Origin of the sequence: Terrabacter sp. Root181, from assembly GCF_001428505.1 — a bacterium.
Taxonomy (GTDB): Bacteria; Actinomycetota; Actinomycetes; order Actinomycetales; family Dermatophilaceae; genus Terrabacter.
Map to the genome: position 1 here is coordinate 547,549 of NZ_LMHU01000005.1, position 19,885 is coordinate 567,433.

At 68.4% G+C, this 19,885-nt stretch carries 16 protein-coding genes and 3 tRNA genes; 11 read left to right on the forward strand and 8 right to left on the reverse strand.

Going from position 1 to position 19,885, the window contains the following annotated elements:
- Positions 1-7: 7 nt before the first annotated feature.
- The gene (locus tag ASD90_RS11430; RefSeq protein ID WP_056756057.1) at positions 8-727 is read right to left on the reverse strand and encodes a hypothetical protein; all 720 of its coding nucleotides are present in this window, start codon (positions 725-727) and stop codon (positions 8-10) included.
- Positions 728-898: 171 nt separating this feature from the next.
- Positions 899-3,259 (reverse strand): (Fe-S)-binding protein, encoded by a 2,361-nt coding sequence (locus ASD90_RS11435; RefSeq protein WP_056756061.1) that lies wholly within the window; start codon positions 3,257-3,259, stop codon positions 899-901.
- A 267-nt stretch (positions 3,260-3,526) separates the two neighbouring features.
- On the opposite strand from ASD90_RS11435, the gene cysK reads away from it, so the two are divergent.
- The 6 genes from cysK to ASD90_RS11465 all read left to right on the forward strand — a co-directional run bounded on the left by cysK (position 3,527) and on the right by ASD90_RS11465 (position 8,183).
- Positions 3,527-4,456, forward strand: coding sequence for a cysteine synthase A (gene cysK / locus ASD90_RS11440; RefSeq protein ID WP_056756064.1), 930 nt, complete (start codon positions 3,527-3,529; stop codon positions 4,454-4,456).
- 49 nt (positions 4,457-4,505) lie between these two features.
- A complete protein-coding gene (cysE, locus tag ASD90_RS11445; protein WP_056756069.1) occupies positions 4,506-5,255 on the forward strand; it encodes a serine O-acetyltransferase in 750 nt (249 codons plus the stop codon).
- Between the two features lie 134 nt (positions 5,256-5,389).
- Complete coding sequence (locus ASD90_RS11450) at positions 5,390-5,944, forward strand: hypothetical protein (protein WP_056756072.1); 555 nt, start codon at positions 5,390-5,392, stop codon at positions 5,942-5,944.
- A 30-nt stretch (positions 5,945-5,974) separates the two neighbouring features.
- Positions 5,975-6,062 (forward strand) — tRNA-Ser (locus tag ASD90_RS11455).
- Positions 6,063-6,815: 753 nt separating this feature from the next.
- A complete protein-coding gene (gene folP / locus ASD90_RS11460; protein WP_056756449.1) occupies positions 6,816-7,751 on the forward strand; it encodes a dihydropteroate synthase in 936 nt (311 codons plus the stop codon).
- A gap of 228 nt (positions 7,752-7,979) precedes the next feature.
- Positions 7,980-8,183: a cold-shock protein gene (locus tag ASD90_RS11465; protein WP_013491183.1), complete on the forward strand. Its 204-nt coding sequence runs from the start codon at positions 7,980-7,982 to the stop codon at positions 8,181-8,183.
- Positions 8,184-8,292: 109 nt separating this feature from the next.
- On the opposite strand, the gene ASD90_RS11470 is transcribed toward ASD90_RS11465, so the two are convergent.
- Entirely contained in the window at positions 8,293-9,825 is a 1,533-nt protein-coding gene (locus ASD90_RS11470; RefSeq protein WP_056756075.1) for an LCP family protein, read from the reverse strand.
- A 191-nt stretch (positions 9,826-10,016) separates the two neighbouring features.
- Here ASD90_RS11470 and ASD90_RS11475 point away from each other — a divergent pair.
- A tRNA-Ser gene (locus ASD90_RS11475) sits at positions 10,017-10,106 on the forward strand.
- Positions 10,107-10,445: 339 nt separating this feature from the next.
- Here ASD90_RS11475 and ASD90_RS11480 read toward each other — a convergent pair.
- Positions 10,446-10,982, reverse strand: a complete 537-nt coding sequence (locus ASD90_RS11480) for a DUF6328 family protein (protein WP_056756079.1) — start codon at positions 10,980-10,982, stop codon at positions 10,446-10,448.
- Between the two features lie 192 nt (positions 10,983-11,174).
- Positions 11,175-13,019 (reverse strand): phosphoenolpyruvate carboxykinase (GTP), encoded by a 1,845-nt coding sequence (locus tag ASD90_RS11485; protein WP_056756082.1) that lies wholly within the window; start codon positions 13,017-13,019, stop codon positions 11,175-11,177.
- A gap of 508 nt (positions 13,020-13,527) precedes the next feature.
- On the opposite strand from ASD90_RS11485, the gene ASD90_RS11490 reads away from it, so the two are divergent.
- Positions 13,528-13,600: transfer RNA gene (locus ASD90_RS11490), tRNA-Arg, on the forward strand.
- 1,100 nt (positions 13,601-14,700) lie between these two features.
- On the opposite strand, the gene ASD90_RS24630 is transcribed toward ASD90_RS11490, so the two are convergent.
- The 3 genes from ASD90_RS24630 to ASD90_RS11505 form a co-directional block, all read right to left on the reverse strand.
- Positions 14,701-15,645 (reverse strand): cold-shock protein, encoded by a 945-nt coding sequence (locus ASD90_RS24630; RefSeq protein WP_056756085.1) that lies wholly within the window; start codon positions 15,643-15,645, stop codon positions 14,701-14,703.
- A gap of 309 nt (positions 15,646-15,954) precedes the next feature.
- Positions 15,955-16,218, reverse strand: a complete 264-nt coding sequence (locus ASD90_RS23800) for a hypothetical protein (RefSeq protein ID WP_056756088.1) — start codon at positions 16,216-16,218, stop codon at positions 15,955-15,957.
- Positions 16,219-16,511: 293 nt separating this feature from the next.
- The gene (locus ASD90_RS11505; RefSeq protein ID WP_056756089.1) at positions 16,512-16,943 is read right to left on the reverse strand and encodes a hypothetical protein; all 432 of its coding nucleotides are present in this window, start codon (positions 16,941-16,943) and stop codon (positions 16,512-16,514) included.
- A 323-nt stretch (positions 16,944-17,266) separates the two neighbouring features.
- On the opposite strand from ASD90_RS11505, the gene ASD90_RS11510 reads away from it, so the two are divergent.
- The 3 genes from ASD90_RS11510 (at position 17,267) to ASD90_RS11520 (ending at position 19,884) form a co-directional block, all read left to right on the forward strand.
- Positions 17,267-17,863 carry a hypothetical protein gene (locus ASD90_RS11510; RefSeq protein WP_157610581.1) on the forward strand — a complete coding sequence of 199 codons (597 nt, stop codon included), beginning with the start codon at positions 17,267-17,269 and terminating at the stop codon, positions 17,861-17,863.
- 480 nt (positions 17,864-18,343) lie between these two features.
- On the forward strand, positions 18,344-18,820 hold the full coding sequence (locus ASD90_RS24705) for a hypothetical protein (RefSeq protein ID WP_056756096.1): 477 nt from the start codon (positions 18,344-18,346) through the stop codon (positions 18,818-18,820).
- Positions 18,821-19,245: 425 nt separating this feature from the next.
- Positions 19,246-19,884: a sensor histidine kinase KdpD gene (locus ASD90_RS11520; RefSeq protein WP_157610582.1), complete on the forward strand. Its 639-nt coding sequence runs from the start codon at positions 19,246-19,248 to the stop codon at positions 19,882-19,884.
- Position 19,885: the final 1 nt, after the last annotated feature.

A 19,885-nucleotide genomic window follows, 5' to 3' on the forward strand; every position in this document is an offset into this window, starting at 1 on the left:
AGGTCTCCTAGAGGTTGCCGCGCGCGAGCACGCGGTCGATGTCGATGAGCGGGCCGACCGTCGGGGTCAGGGTGAAGGCGCCGACGCGCAGCGCGGAGACGGGGATGCGGATCGTCGTGAGGACGGCGCGGAGCATCTGGCCGATGAGGCACTCGAGCACCGACTCGAGGTCGTCCGGCGAGACGTCGACGAGCTCGACGGCGTCGACGGCGAAGCCGAGGGCCGGCTGCCCGTCGAGCGTCGTCCCGACGAGGTGCCCCACGGCATACAGCTCGATGGCCGTGCACACGGGGTTCTGCGCCTTGCCCGGCTTGTCGTCCCAGCGCGGGTCGTCCGGCTCGTTCGGGTGGTCCCCGCCGTGGTCCCCGTGCGGGTCGTGCGGGTCGTCCTTCGGGTCGTGCCGGTCCTTGGGGCAGTCGACGCAGATCTGCACCTTCGTCGACACGCTGAACTGCCCCGGCCCGAGCGTGAGCTGGGGCGGCAGCAGCGCGTCCTCGTCGAAGAGGTCGAGGTGGGGCACCGAGAAGCGCACGTGCCACTGGATGCCGCCGGTGCCCGGGAAGAGGATCGGCGGCATCTGGGTGTCGCCCACGTCGGAGACCGGCACGAAGGCCGGAGACCCGTACGACAGCAGGTGTGGTCTGGCGGTGCACAGCGCCGTCACGAGGTCGTTGAGGGCCGTCTCCTCCACGGAGACGAAGACCTCGGAGGTGTCGGTCAGGCTCATGGGTTCCCCCGGTGCTCGGGCCGGCTGCGGTGCGTCGGCTGCAGGAAGTCAGTGGTGTGCGCGCGACCCGCTGATACACGCCGACGTCGCCGGACGGCATACGCAAAAGGCCCCCTCCGCGGGTGCGGAGAGGGCCTTCGACAGCGAGCGGGCGTATGCCGTCCGGCGCGGTCAGGCGACCGGTGCGGGCTCCGGGTCGGGCTGGGGCTCAGGCGTTTCCGCCTCGGCGGGCTCGCCGCCACCGTCGCCGCGGCGCACGGCCGCGAGGAGCATCTGGGCGACGTCGACGACCTCGACGGCGTCGGTGGCCTTGCCGTCCTGGATCGCGGCGTTGAGGCCGTCGGAGAGCATGACCTTGCAGAAGGGGCAGCCGACGGCGATGCGCTCGGCGCCCGTCGCGAGGGCCTCCTCGGTGCGGTTGGTGTTGATGCGCGTGCCGAGCTTCTCCTCCATCCACATGCGCGCGCCACCGGCGCCGCAGCAGAAGGACTTCTCCTTGCTGCGCTCCATCTCGGCGTACTCGACGCCGGGCAGGATCTGGAGCAGCTCGCGCGGCGGTGCGTAGACCTGGTTGTGACGACCGAGGTAGCAGGGGTCGTGGTAGGTGACCTTGGCGCCGGTCGACGCCGCTCCAGTGAGGGTGCCGGTCGCCACCGCGTCACCCGGACGCGCGACGGGGGTCAGGCGCTTCTCGCGGACGAGCCGGTTGAGCAGCTGTGTGTGGTGCAGCACCTCGTACTGCCCGCCGAGCTGGGGGTACTCGTTCTTGATGGTGTTGAAGCAGTGCGCGCAGGTGACGACGATCTTCGTCGCGCCCACCTCGTTGAGGGTCTCGACGTTCTGCTGGGCGAGCATCTGGAAGAGGAACTCGTTGCCGGCGCGGCGGGCCGAGTCGCCGGTGCAGGCCTCGCCGTCACCGAGGACGGCGAAGGAGACGCCGGCGGTGTCGAGCAGCTCCGCGACGGCGCGCGTCGTCTTCTTGGCGCGGTCCTCGTAGGCCCCGGCGCAGCCGACCCAGAAGAGGTAGTCGACCTCGGAGAGGTCCTCGACGTCCTGGCCGACCTGCTTGACCTCGAAGGGGAGGTCCTTGGCCCAGTCCATCCGCAGCCGCGGCGCGAGGCCCCAGGGGTTGGAGTTCTTCTCGAGGTTCTTGAAGAGGCCGTTGAGCTCGGCGGGGAAGGCCGACTCGATGAGGTTCTTGTAGCGGCGCAGGTCGACGATGGCGTCGACGTGCTCGATGTCGACGGGGCACTGCTCGACGCAGGCGCCGCACGTCGTGCACGACCAGAGGACGTCCTCGTCGATGACGGCGTCGGGTCCGTGCGGGTTGTAGGCCGTGAGCGGGTGCCGGATGTCGTAGCCGGTCTCGCCGACGAGCTGCTCGGTGGCGACGGCGCCCTTCGTGGCCTCGCTGAAGCCCTCGGCCGACTCGATGCCGTCCTTGAGAGCAGCCGCGCGGACCTCCTCGGAGGCGAGCAGCCACGGCGACTTGGCGTACGCGTGGTCGCGCAGCGTCATGACGAGCAGCTTGGGGGAGAGCGGCTTGTCGGTGTTCCACGCCGGGCACTGGCTCTGGCAGCGCCCGCACTCGGTGCACGTCGTGAAGTCGAGCAGGCCCTTCCACGTGAAGTCCTCGACCTTGCCGACCCCGAGTGCCGCGTCCTCGTCGAGGTCGTCGACGTTCTCGAAGTCGAGCACCTCGCCGCCGACGCGGATCGGCTGGAGCTCGCCGAGGCTGGTGCGGCCGTCGGCGTGGCGCTTGAAGAAGATGTTGAAGAAGGCGAGGAAGCGGTGCCAGGCGACGCCCATCGTGGGCTGGAGCGCGATGGTGATCATCCACGCGAACGAGATGAGGATCTTGATCGCGGCGATGACGACGATGAGGTTCTCGATGGCGCCGACCGACAGGCCGGTGAAGAAGTTGCCGATCCAGCCCGTCAGGGGGAAGTGCAGGGCGTTGTCCATGCCGGTGCCGGTCTTGCGAGCCAGGGTCCACTCGAGCGCGCGGAGCAGGCCGATGCACAGGGTGACGCCGAGGATCGTCAGCTCGACGTAGTAGGCCTGCCACCAGGTCGAGCCGAAGAAGCGGCTGCGGCGCCCGTCCTCGCCGGCGGCCGAGCGCGGGTGGTTCTTCTGCCGGATCGCCATGAGCAGCAGGATGCTGAGGAAGCCCGCGAAGGCGAAGAAGTCGGTGACCCACTCGTAGGGGAAGAAGTGGCCGATGACCGGCAGCACGAACGCCGGCTGGAAGAGCTGGCCGAACGCGTTGAGCAGCGTGAAGAAGAGGACGCCGAAGCTGACCATCGTGAACCAGTGCGCGACGGCGACGACCGGCAGGCGCGACATGCGCGTGTGACCGAGGAACTCGCGCAGCAGGGTGCGGGTGCGGGCTCCCTTGTCGTCACCGCGGTCCTCGGGCTGGCCGAGCCGGAAGGTGGCGAGGAAGAGGTTGACCGTCTTGACGAGCAGGGCGACGGCGACGGCGGTCACGCCGAGGCAGACGACGACGGCGACGATCTGGAGCGCACTCATGCCGGGAGTCTACTGACGAGTTAGCAAGCGCTTAGCGATTGTGACGGCCGTCGCGGCGTGACGCTCGTCCCCTTCGTCCCCGGCCACACGGCATACGCCCTCGGGGTGTCGTATGCCGTCCGGCAGGCCCCGCAGGACCGCCCGGATCATGGGCGACCCCTTGGCAACAGATAACAACGTGTTGGAATATGCATAACGAGAACTCGGTTGTCGCAGACAATCGAGGCGACAGACGTCCCACCGCACCCGGCCGAAAGGGCTCCAGCAATGCCGATCTACGACGACGTGACCAAGCTGATCGGCAACACGCCGCTCGTGCGCCTCAACAAGGTCACCGACGGCGCGCAGGCGACCGTCGCCGCGAAGCTCGAGTTCTACAACCCCGCCAGCTCGGTCAAGGACCGCATCGGCGTCGCGATCGTCGACGCGGCCGAGGCGAGCGGTCAGCTCGAGCCCGGCGGCACCATCGTCGAGGCCACCTCGGGCAACACCGGCATCGCGCTCGCCATGGTCGGCGCGGCCCGCGGCTACAAGGTCGTCCTGACGATGCCCGAGTCGATGAGCAAGGAGCGCCGCGCGCTGCTGCGGGCCTTCGGCGCCGAGCTCGTCCTCACCGACCCGTCGACCGGCATGAAGGGCGCGGTCGCCAAGGCCGACGAGATCGTCGCCGAGCGCGGCGGCGTGCTCGCCCGCCAGTTCGCCAACGAGGCCAACCCCGAGATCCACCGCAAGACCACCGCGGAGGAGATCTGGAAGGACACCGACGGCGAGGTCGACATCGTCGTCGCCGGCATCGGCACGGGCGGCACCATCACGGGCGTCGGCCAGGTCCTCAAGGCCCGCAAGCCAAGCATCCAGATCATCGCCGTCGAGCCCGAGGAGTCCCCGATCCTCAACGGCGGCCAGCCCGGTCCGCACAAGATCCAGGGCATCGGCGCCAACTTCGTCCCCGAGATCCTCGACACCGAGGTCTACGACGAGGTCATCGACGTCAACGCCGAGACCTCCGTGAAGTGGGCCCGCCGTGCCGCGACCGAGGAGGGCCTGCTCGTCGGGTTGTCGTCGGGCGCCGCCATCGCCGCCGCCGTGCAGGTCGCCCAGCGGCCCGAGAACGCCGGCAAGACGATCGTCGTCATCATCCCCTCGTTCGGCGAGCGCTACCTGTCCACGATCCTCTTCGAGGGCCTCGTCGACTGACGTCCCTCCGATCGCCCGCCCCACCTGCATCGCCACCAAGGAGTTGTGCATGAGCACCGCACCACAGATCGACCACGGGCCCCGGCCGGCCGAGACGCCGCTGACGCTCGTGCGCGGTGACCGCGCGGCCGAGGTGGTCAGGGTGGCCGGGGAGCCGGCGGCGACTGCGTCCTCCCACGCAGCCGCCGTCGTCCCCGGCGAGCGGTCGTATGCCGGCCCGCTCGGCTTCGCGCGCAAGGTCGCCGAGCGCGCCCGCGAGGACGTCGACGGCGCGATCGAGCGCGACCCCGCGGCCAACTCCCGGCTCGAGGTGGTGCTGACGTCGCCAGGCCTGCACGCCATCTGGGCGCACCGCGGACTGCACGAGCTGTGGAAGCGTCCGGGTGGGCGGTTGCCGGCGCGGGTGCTCGCCACGGTGGCGCGCTCGGTCACGGGCGTCGAGATCCACCCGGCGGCCCGGCTCGGACGGCGGTTCTTCATCGACCACGGCATGGGAGTCGTCATCGGCGAGACGGCCGAGGTCGGCGACGACGTCATGCTCTACCACGGCGTCACGCTGGGTGGCCGGTCGATGGAGCACGTCAAGCGCCACCCCACCGTCGGCAGCCGCGTCACGATCGGCGCCGGCGCCCGTGTGCTCGGCCCGATCCGCATCGGTGACGACGTCCAGATCGGCGCGAACTCCGTCGTGGTCAAGGACGTCCCGGCCGGTGCGGTCGCGACCGGTATCCCGGCGGTCGTCCGCTTCCCGAAGCGCGACGCCGCCAACCAGTGGCTCGACCCGGCGATGTACATCTGAGCCTCCGGCTCAGCCGTCATGACGCGCACGGTAGGGCGAGGGTCTTCGCCGTGCGGCCAGAGCCGATCGGTGGTCTGCTGACGTCCGACAGGTGTCGGCGAGCGTGGGCTCGCCCGGACGTCAGGGGAGCTCGGATGCGCAGGTATCTCGTCGCGGCAGCGGTGCTGGCGGTTCTGGTCTGGTCCGTCGTCTCGAGCGGTGGCCCGCGGCTCGCGGCCGGTGACGGCGACCTCGAGCCGTCGTTCGGCTTCGGTGCGGCCGTGTCGTCCGCCGACGAGACACGGAACGTCTTCGTCACGCCGCTGTGCCTGACCGGTGGACGGGGCGCGACCATCAGCGACGTCCGGTTGGTCGAGCCGCACGGTCTGGTCGTCCGGGACTTCGGGCTGCGGGTCTACCCGACGGCGGCGCCCGTCACGGTCGACCCCGGGACCGGAGTCCTCGCGTCGGCGGCCTTCGTGCGATCGCCCGTGACGTCTGCCTGCGGCGGGGCCGACCCGTCCATGCTCGCGGTGACCCTCCAGGTCATGGGCGCCGAGCGCGGCTGGTCTCGTGGCCTCGTCGTCGCCTACGTCATCGACGGCCGGCCGGAAAGCATGGTCATGCCGCACGTCGAACTCGCGATGTGCGTCCAGGAGACGGCCGAGGCGACCTGCCAGCCTCCGGAGCAGGACGATTCGGACGGGTGAGCCGGCCGCGGATAGACTTCCGCGGACACTGGAGGGCTCGCATAGTGGCCGAGTGCGGCGGTCTTGAAAACCGCTATGGGTTCATAGCCCATCGTGGGTTCGAATCCCACGCCCTCCGCAAACTGCTCCGTCGGTGCGGAGCGCCTTCGGATCAGCTGCGGAGGCGTGAGATGAAGGGGAGCGCTGGGCCCAGGCGAGGAACGAGCTCGGTACCAGCGCGGCGTCCCACGCCCTCCGCGCTCGCACGCCGGTATCAGCGCTTGGCCATGCCCTCCGCCACGGGTGCATCCAGATCGCGCGGCTGATCGCGCGCCTGGTGTGGCCGGGACGCACCTGTCGCACGTCCTCCAGCCCGATCTCACGCCCGAACGGCGCCGCGCGCAGCGCCTCGACCCGGATCCGGGCATGAAAAAAGGGCCTCCGGAGATCCGGAGTCCCTTTTGTCTCATGCGCCGGCTCGACGGTGAGCTCGGCGGTGCACGCGCACTCTCAGAGCAGGCCGAGCCTCTCCTCGTAGGTCGTGCTGGAGTTGTACTGACCGACCGGCATGGACGTGGACGGACGGTTCATGGCCGCGAAGAACGACACGATGTACGACATCTCTGTATTCAGTTTCCTTGATGGCAGAACCCTCGCCGACGCGTCGTCGAGAGGGCTCGGTGGTCGATCGTCATTGCGGGACGATCAGGACCGGCAGACCACCCGCGACCCGGCCGGGAGCGTGGCCGGGCCGTGGGCGATGTCTGCTCCACAATGGTAACAGTTCCGCAACCATGCCCAGTCCACTCGTTGACCTTTGTGGATCCTCGTGAGATACGACAGTGTGACCAGAGATTCCGGCTCGGATCCCGCGCCCGACACCGCCGAGATCCTGAGCCGGCTGGCCCCGCTCCAGCTCCCCGAGGCGAGCCCTCTCGTCCTGCGTGGCCGGCGCTTCGACGCGGCCGCGCCCGCGGTGATGGCGATCGTCAACCGGACCCATGACTCCTTCTTCAGCGGCAACCGGCACGCCGACCTCGAGTCCGCCAAGGCTGCCCTCGTCGAGGCCGTCGAGCTCGGCGCCGACCTCGTCGACGTCGGCGGTGTGCGTGCCGGTCAGGAGGGCGAGGTGGTCGACGCCGACGAGGAGATCCGACGCGTCGTCCCGTTCCTGCAGTGGGCGCGCACCGAGCACCCGGACGTGCTGCTGAGCCTCGACACCTGGCGGTCGGAGGTCGCCCGTGAGGCGGCCGGTGCCGTCGACCTCGTCAACGACACGTGGGCGGGTCACGACCGGGACCTGGTTAACGTCGCGTCGGACGTCGGCGCCGGCTACGTCATCTCACATACCGGCGGCCTTCCGCCCCGGACCGATCCGGTCGACGTGACCTATGGTGACGACCCCCTCGACGTCGTGCGCGACGTCGTGCGCACCCTGGCCGACGGTGCCCGCGCGGCCGAGCAGGCCGGCATACCTCGTGAGCGCATCCTCGTCGACCCGACGCTCGACTTCGGCAAGACCACTGCGCACTCGCTCGAGGTGCTGCGGCACACGGCTGACGTCGTTGCCCTGAACTACCCTGTGCTGCAGGCGATGTCGCGCAAGGACTTCGTCGGGGAGACCCTCGACCTGCCCGCCGATGAACGCCTCGAGGGGTCGCTCGCAGCCACGGCCGTCGCGGCCTGGCTCGGTGCCACCGTCTTCCGTGCCCATGACGTCCGGGCCACGCGACGGGTCCTCGACATGGTGGCCACGATCCGCGGCGACCGGCCACCACGGCTCGCGCTCCGTGGCACGCGCCGTGACGGCATGGCGAACGGTTCCTGAACGGACAAAATACGGTCCGATCCGACGGGCCGACCGGCCGGTATTCTGCTAGGTTCGTCGCGGTTGCAGTTGCAGTTCCTCGCAGTCGAGCAGGTGCCCGTCATCCGCAACGGTGACGGGTTTCTTTTCGGCTTCGGTGGGTTCGCGCCCGTCGAGTGGAGTCAAAGCGGCAGCTTGGGATGCGCGAGGTGCGTTGTCCCACACGCTAAAGAAGGAAGAGTTACCCGTATGGCACAGGGCACCGTCAAGTGGTTCAACGCTGAAAAGGGCTTTGGCTTCATCGCCCAGGACGGCGGCGGCCCCGACGTTTTCGTCCACTACTCGGCCATTCAGTCGAACGGTTACCGTTCGCTGGACGAGGCGCAGCGAGTCGAGTTCGAGGTCACGCAGGGTCCCAAGGGCCCGCAGGCCGACGCAGTTCGCCCGCTCTGATCACTCGAGATCAACAGCAACGAGCGACACCAACCTCAGTCGTTTGTGACAAAGCCCCCGGCCATCGGCCGGGGGCTTTGTTGTGTGTCGGTGGTTCTGGTCCCGCGCCTCAGCAGGTCTCGTACGAGTCGGTGCTCGACGTGGACGGCGTCTTCGTCTTCGTCGGCGTGCTGGTCGGGGAGGAGGTCGAGGACGGCTTCGGCGTCGCCTTCGGGGGCGCGATGCCCTTCTGGACCAGCTCGCGGATGAGGTCGTAGTCGGGATCGTTGGAGTAGACCCCCTGCTTCTGCGTCAGGGCGACGCTCGCGATCTTCGACTTCTGGACGCGCTCGACGAGCTCGACGAAGGCCGGGAGGTTCTGCACCGGGATGTCGGTGTAGATGTTGTCCTTGAGGATGCTCGCGACCTCGGGATACTTGGTGACCATCTGAGCCGGGTTGACCTGCTGGACGATCGCCTGGACGACGCAGCGCTGACGCATCTGGCGGAAGGTGTCGCTGTCGGCGGCGCGGGTGCGGGCGTACCAGAGGGAGTGGTAGCCGTCGAGGTGCTGGCGACCGGGCTCGAAATAGCCCTTGACCCCGACGATGCGGCCGTCGGGGGCGTGCTCGCCGCCGATGGTCAGCTTCGTGCCGTAGCCGCTGCGCTTGACGTTGATGTCGAGGCCACCCATGGCGTCGATGAGCCGCGAGAAGCCCTTGAGGTCGATGACGACCATCTGGTCGACCTCGAGGCCCGTGATCTCCTGGACGGCGCCGCGCAGCTCGACCCGACCGGGCTGGTCGCCGACGGGGTAGGCGCCGGGGTGTGCCTTGGCGTAGTTCTCGGCGTCGACGTAGAGGTTGGTCAGCATGCACTGGCCGGCGCCCTGGTCGCAGGAGCTGTCAGGGGACCCGAACTTGCCCGAGGGGTAGATGGCGCGCAGCGGGCTCTTCGGTGCGAGCGGCGCGTTGAGCAGGTTGCGGGGCATCGAGACGAGGGCGGTGCGGCCGGTCTTGGTGTCGATGCTCGCGAGGATCATCGAGTCGGTGCGGATCCCGATGCGGTCGGCGCCGGCGTCGGAGCCGAGAAGCAGGATGTTGACGCGCGCCTGGTCGGCCCACGGGTCCTCGCCCTCGGAGACCTGGGCGCCGGCCCCCGGTGTCGTGGGGGTCTTGCCGAAGACCTGCGCCACGGTGCTCTGCGTGATCGTGGCGTACTCGGCGACCTTGAACGACGAGCCGGCGACGAGGAAGACCATCAGGGTGGTGAACCCGGCGAGCAGACGCGTGCGGGTGCGGTCGAGCCTCGTGGGGCGGGACTGCACCGCCGTGAGGATGATGGAGCCGCACCAGAGGATGCCGCCGACGACGAAGGCGACGGCGAGGGACTGCAGGACGGTCGGGCGCGCGACGATGGACAGCGCGGTGTTCGTCACACCCGTCTTCATCACGTAGTAGGCGCCGACGCTCAGGCTGACGACGGCGAGCGCGATCAGCAGCCAGCCGAACTTGCGGCTACGGGTCTGGGTCAGGCCTGCTCCGGGGACGACGGTGCCGAGGGCCGTGAGCCCGACGGCGCGACGGAAGCCTGACTTGAGCTCGCGTCGCAGCGCCTCGCGGGTCGGGGGCGCAGCCGGACCTCGCGCGTTCGGGTAGGTCATGGAGTCCTCTCTGCATCGGCCCGTGCGCACGAGCCGATGCACATTGTGCCCTGCCAACCTGATATATGCCGCATCGAGATGGGTAAGGCGCTCGCGGCCGTCCACCCCCGGTTTGGGTCGGGCGCACCCGTGCCGGTAGCCTGTGCTCGCCCGTGCATCCGACGCCGCCTCGGCGGCCTCGTCGCGGGCACGGAGGCGTCGCATAGTGGCCTAGTGCGCCCGCCTGCTAAGCGGGTTGAGGATAAAACCTCTCGCGGGTTCAAATCCCGCCGCCTCCGCCAGCACAAGACAGAAGGACCCCGACACGCTTTTCGTCGGGGTCCTTCTGTCTTGTGCTGGTCGAACGCGTGGGATTTGGGAGGAGTTCAGGAGTCCCCGAGGGACGAGGGGCCTCGTGAACGACGGCTCCCGCCGCCTCCGCTCCAGGTGGGGGGGCGGCCAGAGGTGGCCTTTCGACGGGTTGGGGGCGGCCAGAGGTGGCCTTTCGACGGGTGGGGGGCGGCCAGAGGTGGCCCTTCGACGGATGGGGGGCGGCCGGACGTGGCCTTTCGACGGGTGGGGGGCGGCCAGAGGTGGCCTTTCGACGGGTGGGGGGCGGCCGGACGTGGCCTTTCGACGGTTCAGGTGGGGGAGGAGTGGGTCCCGTCCGTGCTCGCGTCGTCGTCGCGGGTCTCGAGGTTCTGGCGCGCGCTGCCCTTCTTCGACAGCGGCACGCCGACCCACAGCGCCAGCCCGAGCACGAGCAGCGCCCCGCCGAACCAGAACGCCGCGGTGTGCGACATCAGCACGTCGAGTACGAGCACGACCCCGCCGATGATGCCCAGCCCCAGCGTGAACAGGCCCACACCCATCAGCCGGTCGGTGTAGGTGACGATGAAGTCCTTGAGCCCGTCTCGGAACAGCGTGCGGTGCAGGGCGACCGGCGCCGTGAAGACGATGACGCTGACGGCGGCGGCCATCAGCGTCACGACGTAGATGTCGCGCTGGAGGTCCGTGAGGGTCGTGAAGCGCTGCTGGAACGGGATCGTCAGCAGGAAGGCGAAAAGGATCTGGACGCCCGCCTGGGCGATGCGCAGCTCCTGCAGCTGCTCGCCGAAGTTGCGATCGATCCGTTCGGCCTCGGTCTCGTCGCGGGTGTACTGGTGTGAGTTGCTCATGGGCCACCTGTACCCCACGGACGGCACCGAAGGACAGGGGACGTGTGCCGCGTGCCGGGCGACACGGCATACGCCCTCGGTCCCGGGCGGGCACGACGACCCGGCGATGACGGAGGGCCCGGCACCGTGAGGTGCCGGGCCCTGCATCACGTCGTCCTCCGCCCGCCGGCCAGCAGGCGGTGGACCGACCTCTCAGTGCTCGCTGACGCGGGCCTTGAGGCCATCGAACTCGGCCCACAGCTCCGCGGGGAGCTGGTCGCCGAACTTGTCGAACCACTCCTGGATGAGGGGCAGCTCCTTCTCCCAGTCGGCCGCGTCGACCCGGATGGCCTTGGCGACCTGCTCGGGCGTCATGTCGAGCCCGTCGATGTCGATGGCGCCCTCGGTCGGCACGAACCCGATCGGGGTCTCCACGGCATCGGCGTCGCCGTCGAGGCGCTCGATGACCCACTTGAGGACGCGGCTGTTCTCGCCGAACCCGGGCCACAGGAACGAGCCGTCCTCCTCGTCGCGACGGAACCAGTTGACGCCGAAGATGCGGGGGAGCTTGGAGGCGTCCGCGCTCTTGCCGATCTCGAGCCAGTGGTTCATGTAGTCGCCGGCGTGGTAGCCGATGAAGGGCAGCATCGCCATCGGGTCGCGGCGCACGACGCCGACGGCGCCGGTCGCGGCTGCGGTGGTCTCCGACGAGAGCGTCGCACCGATGAAGGTGCCGTGCTGCCAGTCGCGCGACTCGTAGACGAGCGGCACGGTCGTCTTGCGGCGGCCGCCGAAGAGGATCGCGTCGATCGGGACGCCGTCGGGGTTGTCGTACTCCGGGGCGATCATCGGGCACTGCGAGGCGGGGGTGCAGAAGCGGCTGTTCGGGTGGCTCGAGAGCGTCCCCGCCTTGCCGTCCTCGGGCGTCCAGTCATTGCCGTGCCAGTCGATGAGGTGGGCCGGTGCCTCGTCGGTCATGCCCTCCCACCACACGTCGCCGTCGTCGGTCAGGGCGACGTTGGTGAAGACCGAGTTGCCCTTCTCGATGGTGGCCATCGCGTTGGGGTTGGTCGACTCGCCCGTGCCGGGGGCGACGCCGAAGAGCCCGAACTCCGGGTTGACGGCGTAGAGCCGACCGTCCTCACCGAAGCGCATCCAGGCGATGTCGTCGCCGACCATCTCGGCCTTCCAGCCGGGGATGGTGGGCGTGATCATCGCGAGGTTCGTCTTGCCACAGGCCGACGGGAAGGCCGCCGCGATGTAGTGGACGGACCCCTTGGGCGAGGTGAGCTTGAGGATGAGCATGTGCTCGGCCATCCAGCCCTCGTCGCGGGCGATCGCCGAGGCGATGCGCAGCGAGTAGCACTTCTTGCCGAGCAGGGCGTTGCCGCCGTAGCCGGAGCCGTAGCTCCAGATCGTGCGCTCCTCGGGGAAGTGGACGATGTACTTCGTGTCGGAGCACGGCCACTGCACGTCGGCCTGGCCCTCGGCGAGCGGCGCACCGACCGAGTGGAGGGCGGGGACGTAGTCGGCGTTCGTCTCCTCGATCTTGTGGAGCACCTTGTCGCCGCAGCGGGCCATGACGAGCATCGAGACGACGACGTAGGCGGAGTCGGTGATCTCGACACCGAACATCGGGACCTTGGCGTCGAGGTGACCCATGACGAACGGGATGACGTACATGGTGCGGCCGTGCATGCTGCCGCGGTACAGCTCGGTCATCCGAGCCTTCATCTCGTCGGGTGCCATCCAGTTGTTGGTAGGCCCGGAGTCCTTCTCGTCGACGGAGCAGATGTAGGTCTGCCCCTCGACGCGCGCGACGTCGCTGGGGTCGGAGGCGCAGTAGAAGGAGTTCGGCTTCTTGCTCTCGTTGAGCCGGACGAACGTGCCGGCCTCGACGAGCTGGTCGGTCAGCTCCGTCCACTCCTCGGGGGAGCCGGTGATCCAGCGGATGTCGCGCGGCTGCGTCAGCTCGGCGACCTGCTCGACCCATGCGGACAGTCCCGCGTGCGTCGTGTGTGTCTGTTTTTCGTGGGTCGTAGTCAACTCGGGGCCCATCCCTTCGCGCGCGGTGCCGCCCGGCACCACGTCGTGCCGGTGTGAAGCTGTCCGTCACGTGGATCCTGGGCGAGCCCGGATCGGGCTGCAGGTGTCCACATGCTGAACAGATGACGTGATGACTTCAAGGTACGCGCAGCCACGGGCGCCGTTGACCGCATGCGGGCGCGGGGTCGGTGAGACGCCTCACATGGCCTCGTCGCCGCAAGAAAAAGGACGACCTGTTGTCGGTTTCTTGCAGGAATTTCAGTACTCCCCGGTACCCCGCAGGGCTGGATCGCAGGCTCCTGCGGAGACCGTCGCGTATGCCGTCCGCGCGCCTGCATGCGTCGGCACCGGCCGGGTGCCGGGTCGGTGCCGGGTCGGTGTCGGGTCGGTGTCGGGTCGGTGTCGGGCCGGTGCCGGGCGCATGTCGGGCGGTGTGCCCGAGCCTCGGCCTGGGCCGATTTCGTGGATGAGGACCCGAGGCGCTAAGGTAACTTTTCGTTCCTCCGAGTGACGGAACGACGCACCCGTAGCTCAACGGATAGAGCATCTGACTACGGATCAGAAGGTTAGGGGTTCGAATCCCTTCGGGTGCACTCTGTGTTGAGACAGAATACCGGCCCTGACCTGCAGCAATGCAGGTCAGGGCCGTTGTGTTTCAGGACGTTACGTCGTCCTCAGCCATCGCTTACCCATCGGAATCCCCGTACTCGGCGAAGGCGGAGAGCGAGGCTCGCGCGTCCGGTCCCTCGTGAGTTCGGGCTATGTAGTAGTACCGCTCAGTGACTCCGGAAGAGGCGTGTCCCAGCCGGGACGGGGCGGTCAGTGCGTCGAACCCCCTGGAGAGGACCGTGGCGACGGTCTTGCGGACGGTGTGAGGTGACGCCCTTCCACCGCTTGTCGCGCTCTTGGAAGTCGCGCCACTGTCGACTCACGTTCCGGGAGTCCCGAAGCATGCCGGTCGAAGAGGGGAACACCACGTCGTGCGCATTGGGTTGCTGCTCGACGCTTCTCCTCAAGAGCATCTCCACCGCGAAGGCAGGCAGCTTCAGACTGCGTTTGCTTGCGTCGGTCTTCGGATGCGCCTGCAGGACCAGGCCACGGCCTCTCAGCCGCATCACTGGTCGCCATGATGCTGACGGTCGGTACCTCGCTCTTGTCGACTTGACCCCGGGGGACCGCCAAGGCCTCGTTGATTCGGCAGCCCGTCGTAAGCATGAGGCCGACCAGATCGGGCAGTTCGGCCCTCACGGCGGCGTCTTCATTCCGTAGCGCTCGTCGCAGGCTCATTGCGTCGTCAACGGTCAACGCCACCATGTTCTTCTGCGTTGCCGGAGCGGTCGAGAAAGCGGCTCTAGCCAGTCCTCGTTTCGCTCCAGTCCCGTCCTCTACTCGGTATCGCCACGCAACGGTTGGGCCGGGCGGCTCCACGGGTTGCCGAGCGCCCGACCTCCCATGAACTTCCGCGGGATGTGCGTACCCGAGGGCTGGGCAGACGACCCGTTCTGGAGTAGGCGGTTGCCCTGAGGGCCGCACCGGGCGGCGCGGTCAGGAAGGGGGCGCCGGTTGAGACGCTCTACACGTGTGGCCTGTGGCATGACCGGGCGAGCGCAGCCGCCCCTCAACGCGGCTACATGAGCGTGCGGCGGGATCGGGACACGCCTGAGCACCGGCTCCGCCCGGACCGCCGTCCCGCTCACACCCGTTCGACGCGGTCGGCCTGTGGTCCTCGATCGCTCTGTCGCACCTGGTACCGGACCCGATCGCCCTGGTGCAGCTCCTCGGCGCCTCTGAGGACCGACACGTGCACGAACAGGTCCGCGCCTCCGGCGTCCGGGGCGATGAAGCCGAACCCCCGCTCCGCGTCGTAGCGCGCGACCACTCCCTCGCCGCCGCGCGCCGGGACGTCGGATGCCTCCAGGTGTCCCGACCGAGCGCGGGTCGTCGACGCCGCGCGTGCGCCCCGCGGTGTCGAGCTGCGTGCGAGGCGCACCTCGCGCGCCTGCGGGCCCCTCTCGCTCACGACGATGTCGTACGTCACCCGGTCCCCCTCGACCAGCTCGGGGAGCCCGTCGACCAGCGCCCGGACGTGGACGAAGACATCGGGGCCGCCCGACTCGGGGGTGATGAACCCGAAGCCTTTGTCCGCGTCGTACCAGGACACGGTGCCGTCCGCCCCGTCGGATGCCACGGCCTGCTGGGCGGCATGGGCTCCCAAGGGCAGCACATGGTCAGCCTGCGGTCCCTTCTCCCCGTCGACAACGAGGAACGCCACCCGCTGCCCCTCCGAGACCACGCCGCCCGCCACGATGGCCGAACTGTGCACGAAGATCTCGGCACCAGTGCCATCGGGCGTGATGAAGCCGTACCCCTTGGCCGGCTCGTACCAGGCGACGGTGCCGAGCACGCCCAGCGGTGTATCGGCGGCCTGGTCGGCCGTGACCCGGACTCGGCGCGCCTGCGGGCCGCGGTCCCCCTCGCCGATCTCGAACTCAACCACCTGCCCCTCCCGGAGCAGCTTCATCGCGTCGTCGCTGACGATCTCGGACGCATGCACGTACAGGTCCTCTGCCTCCTGCCCGAGGGCGATGAAGCCAAACCCCCGGTCGGCATCGAACCAGCGGACGGTTCCCTCGGTCACGGCGACTCCTTGTCGAAGCTACGGTCGGTGTTCTCCTAGTGTCCCCGACGGGACTTAGACACGCGCCCGGCGCCAGACGGTGCCCGCACTGCCGTGGCAAGGGCCCGACGGCGACATCCACGACACCCGGCGCCGCGCCGACAGCGGCATAGGAAGGCGTTAAGCGTCTTCGGTCTGGCGTGGCGAACGTCCTCCTGATGCGCTTGTCGGGCTTGGTGTCCCATCGCATCGAAGGAGGACGTTCATGTCTCACGGTAGTGGTGTTTCGCGCGGGGATCGGAACCGGAACGCGAGGTTGTCGCGGCTGCGTCAGGCGGTCCCGATCACGAACGCGATCATCGGCATCGACCTTGCCGACCGCAAACAGATGCTCGTGGTGACCGACCACGACTCGAAGGTGCTCGCTCGGCGGACGTTCCGGTGTAAGGCGTGGGACCTCGGCGCGGGATGCAGCGCCTTGCGCACTGCCCACTTCCAGTCCTCCCAGCGGGCCGGGTCCGACTGTAGGTACTGGTGGAAGAGCACCAAGCCGTCGTCCGGACTGGACTCCATGCCGACGTAAAGGTCGGTCATGAAGAAGCAGCCCGAAACGCCTCATCGAGTGTCAGGGTCTCGGGCACATTCGAGTCGTCCATCACCGTGCGATGTTCTCACTGTCGCTCCCGAGGGGCCGGCAGCAGTTGTGAAGGTCCATCTGACCGGTTGGCTGACTCCTCGCCCACCGCGGAGTCCGAGTCGGTGACGCACCTGCAAAACCTATCGGGAGCGTTCGACGCCGTCGGGCCTATCGTCAGGCTTGAGTGCCACTCCGGGTGGCGCGCACCAGCATGAGACGAGTCATTTCGATACGACCGCTCGGCGGCAGTTCAGTGCGTCGGCGGCGCTGTCGTGGGTTCGGAGACCTCAAGAACGAGGCCGGCGAGGCCGAGAGCGACGAGTAGCACCGATGGCGGCAGCAGAGGAGAGCGCCAGGGGTCGCCATAGCTTTGCACCGCGACAATCACCCCTGAGGCCAAGGCCGCTCCGGCTACCAGTTCGACGATGCTGAGGATCAGCGAGGGGCCGTGACGATCCCTTCGTCCACGCCGTAGGACCGTCGCTGCCGTGTACGTGAAGACTCCCGCGGCGAGCGCGAGCAACAGCGCCAGTGGGAGAAACACTCCGCCCAGTTCGGCGCCGGAGTCTGCACCCGCGACGATCATCACGCCGGCGAAGACCAACGCCGCCCCACCCACCAGCAGGTGGCCGACGCCGATGATGCCTCGTGCGGCGCGTGGGGACCGCTGGGCGGTTGCCATGACTCATGGAAGCACAGGGGTACGACGGCGACCATGAGCACGCGTACTTGCCGTCCGTGCGAAACGAGACGGCTACTGGCTTCCCAACGACGATGCGTCGGCACAACGGGTCGCGGACAGCGGCACGAGTGGACGTTCACCGCAGCACGTCGGCAGGTTGCACGACCGGAAACACATTGCGCTTTTGGTTCAACGCGAACCATACCCGCAAGTAGTGCGAACCGGACTTAGTGGTTCCGCTGCGCAATCGCACCATGGCGAGTATGCCGGAACGAGGGCCATCGCCGATTTGGCCCCAAAAACCACCCTCAGGAGGTGGACTCATGATCCGATCACGGGGCATGGCCCTCGCGGCGGCTATGGTGGCCGGCTTGACCCTTCCGGCGCTCGCGCTGGCGGCCCCGGCTTCCGCGGCCCCCGCCGGGAACGGCCCGTGGCACACCTGGTACGACGAACCGTTCACCGACACGATCCAGGACTTCTGTGACGTCCCTGGCCTGACGGTCGCGTACACGTTCGGGGGCGCCACCTACCAGGAACGGGATTTCCGCACCCTCGGCCCTGACGGCTTCCCCTACGGCACCTACTGGTACACCGCCGACGAGCTCTACACCAACGTCGCCACCGGGGAGACAGTCACCGATGCCCTCACAGCCGTAAGCCAGGACGTCCGCCTCATTGACAACGGAGACGGCACCTTCACCCGCTACGTCTCCAACAAGGGCCACCACGTCCTGTCCTCCGACGACGGCGTCGTGCTTGCCCGCGGAGACGGCATATTCAGCTACAACGTGGTCTACAACTACGCGGGCACCCCCTCCGACCCGTCCGACGACTTCAAGGTAGGACGGCCCTTCAACTTCAAGGACAAGGGCCTCAACATCGACTACTGCGCCGTCATCGTCGGCGCGATCGGCTGATCAGGAGGGTCACTAGGCGCGTCGGCCAGCCCACATCGGATCGCCCGATGCGCGGCGGGCACGGCGTGAAACTGATCAAGTGTCCGCTCGGGACTGAGGGGCGATGGGAGCGACGCGAACCCAACAGGTTGTTGGGGCCCACGGGCACGACCTCGACGTCCTCAATTCGGCTACTTAGAGACTGGTTGCAGGATCGACGTCCGGCCAGACTCGGTCCAGGTGCTCGACGGGACGCTCTCTCAATGCGGCTGCCCACCGGTGTCATTGGTGTGGCTCTCTCATGGCATGCGCTCTCGTCGGGCACCGCGCGAGGAGAGGCTCGAAAGGGGTTTGTTCCGCTCGAAGTAGCAATGCCCTCCCCGCTTTCACATCACTGAGTGAAGGAGGAGGTGCAGGGCGATGGGCGTGATCATCGGGATGGACCCGCACAAGCGCTCGGCCACGATCGAGGTCATCGACCAGACCGGTTGAGTTCTTGAGGTGCGGCGGTTCGACACGGACAAGGCCGGCTACGCGGCGATGCTCGCTGCCGGCCGCCGGCACGGTGTGGTCGGTGAGCGGGTGTGGGCCGTCGAGGGTTGCAACGGCATCGGCCGACACATCGCGCACCGGCTGGTTCACGACGGGGAGCGTGTGGTCGACGTGCCGCCGAAGCTGTCGGCGCAGGTACGGATCTTCGCCACCGGCAACGGGCGCAAGACCGGCCCGGTCGACGCGCACTCCGTCGCGTTGGCGGCGCTGTACGCCCCGGCCGAGCCCGGGCTGCGACCCGTGGTCGTCGAGGATGGGTTTCGAATCCCTGCGCGTGCACTCGGTGTTGAGACAGAGAACGGCAGGTCGCAGCCCCGGGTCGCCCCAGGCGACCGGGGCCGCCTGCACCCGGGTGGCCGCCGCGCATCACGCCCCGCGTCGGCCCGGATGACCTCGGCCGTCGTCCGTGGCTCGTGCGTGGGCTGAGGTGTACGTGGCGGGGTTGGGGAAGCGATGCCGACGAGCTGGTTGGTGCCGCCGTTGACGAGATCGAGGTCGCCGCTGGAGTGGCACTGGTCCTGAGACTCTGGCACGCAGATCCCTGGCAGTCCTCGTCCAAACGACGTAGTCGCCGGCGCGAGACATCCGATTTGCGAGGTCATGTCTCTCGATGCGGCTTCGCGGCCAATCGCGCCGTTACGAGGGACTTGTGCTGTGAAATCTTGCGGCGAATCCCGTGTTCTTACTGAAAACCATGCGCCGACTCGTAGCGAACATACGATGGCGACGCCGGTACAGGTCTAGTCGCCCGGGGGGCGCGACGGTGACTGTGGGGCAACAACTTCGGTGACCACGACCCGTGTTCCCGAGGCGATCCACCATGAACTCCTTGGGTAGGGGAGGGGCAAGAAATGTGCGACAACATCAAAATGGGGGGCGTCGGCACGAGCCTGGAGGTTCCAGAACCTGACACCGTTCGTGTCCTTCTTCACGACCTCAGGGGGCCGCTGTCCGCGATCCTCCTGCTGTCCGAATCCTCGAGGGGTGACGTCGAGGAAAAGCTCGAGCGGATCACTGAGCAGGCGTCGTGGCTCCTCGCTCTGGTGGAGTCCAGCCTCGAGCAGACCACCGCCGACGACGTCACCATCGTCGATGCGCTCGAGGTCGCCGAGTTCGTCGCCGGCCTGGCACGCGTGGCGGTGACGACCTCGATCGCGGTGGAGTCGTCGACTGACGTCTGGGCCCTGGCTCGTCCGATCGCACTTTCCCGTGCCCTCGGGTGCGTCGTGGACAACGCGGTGCGCGCCGCCGGTCCCGATGGTCATGTCACGATCAGCGTGCGCGACGTCGCCGGTGCGGTGCACCTGACGGTCGTCGACGACGGGCCAGGCCTGGGGCGGGTGACCGGACGAACCTCCATCGGGCTCGTGGCGACCCGCGCCATGGTGGCCTCGTGCAAGGGCAGCTTCCGGCTGGCGAACGGCCCAGACGGTGGCGCCACCGCGGACATCTCTCTGCCCAGCGGCAGAGGCGTCTCGGCCGCGTCCTGAG

What these genes read in the sequence shown, in the direction of transcription:
- ASD90_RS11480 (WP_056756079.1), bottom strand. Translation starts at nt 10,982, where the DNA reads ATGAGCAACTCACACCAGTACACCCGCGACGAGACCGAGGCCGAACGG.
- cysK (WP_056756064.1), top strand. Translation starts at nt 3,527, where the DNA reads ATGCCGATCTACGACGACGTGACCAAGCTGATCGGCAACACGCCGCTC.
- ASD90_RS11505 (WP_056756089.1), bottom strand. Translation starts at nt 16,943, where the DNA reads ATGGCAACCGCCCAGCGGTCCCCACGCGCCGCACGAGGCATCATCGGC.
- ASD90_RS11485 (WP_056756082.1), bottom strand. Translation starts at nt 13,019, where the DNA reads ATGGGCCCCGAGTTGACTACGACCCACGAAAAACAGACACACACGACG.
- cysE (WP_056756069.1), top strand. Translation starts at nt 4,506, where the DNA reads ATGAGCACCGCACCACAGATCGACCACGGGCCCCGGCCGGCCGAGACG.
- ASD90_RS11510 (WP_157610581.1), top strand. Translation starts at nt 17,267, where the DNA reads ATGATCCGATCACGGGGCATGGCCCTCGCGGCGGCTATGGTGGCCGGC.
- ASD90_RS11465 (WP_013491183.1), top strand. Translation starts at nt 7,980, where the DNA reads ATGGCACAGGGCACCGTCAAGTGGTTCAACGCTGAAAAGGGCTTTGGC.
- ASD90_RS11430 (WP_056756057.1), bottom strand. Translation starts at nt 727, where the DNA reads ATGAGCCTGACCGACACCTCCGAGGTCTTCGTCTCCGTGGAGGAGACG.
- ASD90_RS11470 (WP_056756075.1), bottom strand. Translation starts at nt 9,825, where the DNA reads ATGACCTACCCGAACGCGCGAGGTCCGGCTGCGCCCCCGACCCGCGAG.
- ASD90_RS11450 (WP_056756072.1), top strand. Translation starts at nt 5,390, where the DNA reads ATGCGCAGGTATCTCGTCGCGGCAGCGGTGCTGGCGGTTCTGGTCTGG.
- ASD90_RS11435 (WP_056756061.1), bottom strand. Translation starts at nt 3,259, where the DNA reads ATGAGTGCGCTCCAGATCGTCGCCGTCGTCGTCTGCCTCGGCGTGACC.
- ASD90_RS23800 (WP_056756088.1), bottom strand. Translation starts at nt 16,218, where the DNA reads ATGACCGACCTTTACGTCGGCATGGAGTCCAGTCCGGACGACGGCTTG.
- ASD90_RS11520 (WP_157610582.1), top strand. Translation starts at nt 19,246, where the DNA reads ATGTGCGACAACATCAAAATGGGGGGCGTCGGCACGAGCCTGGAGGTT.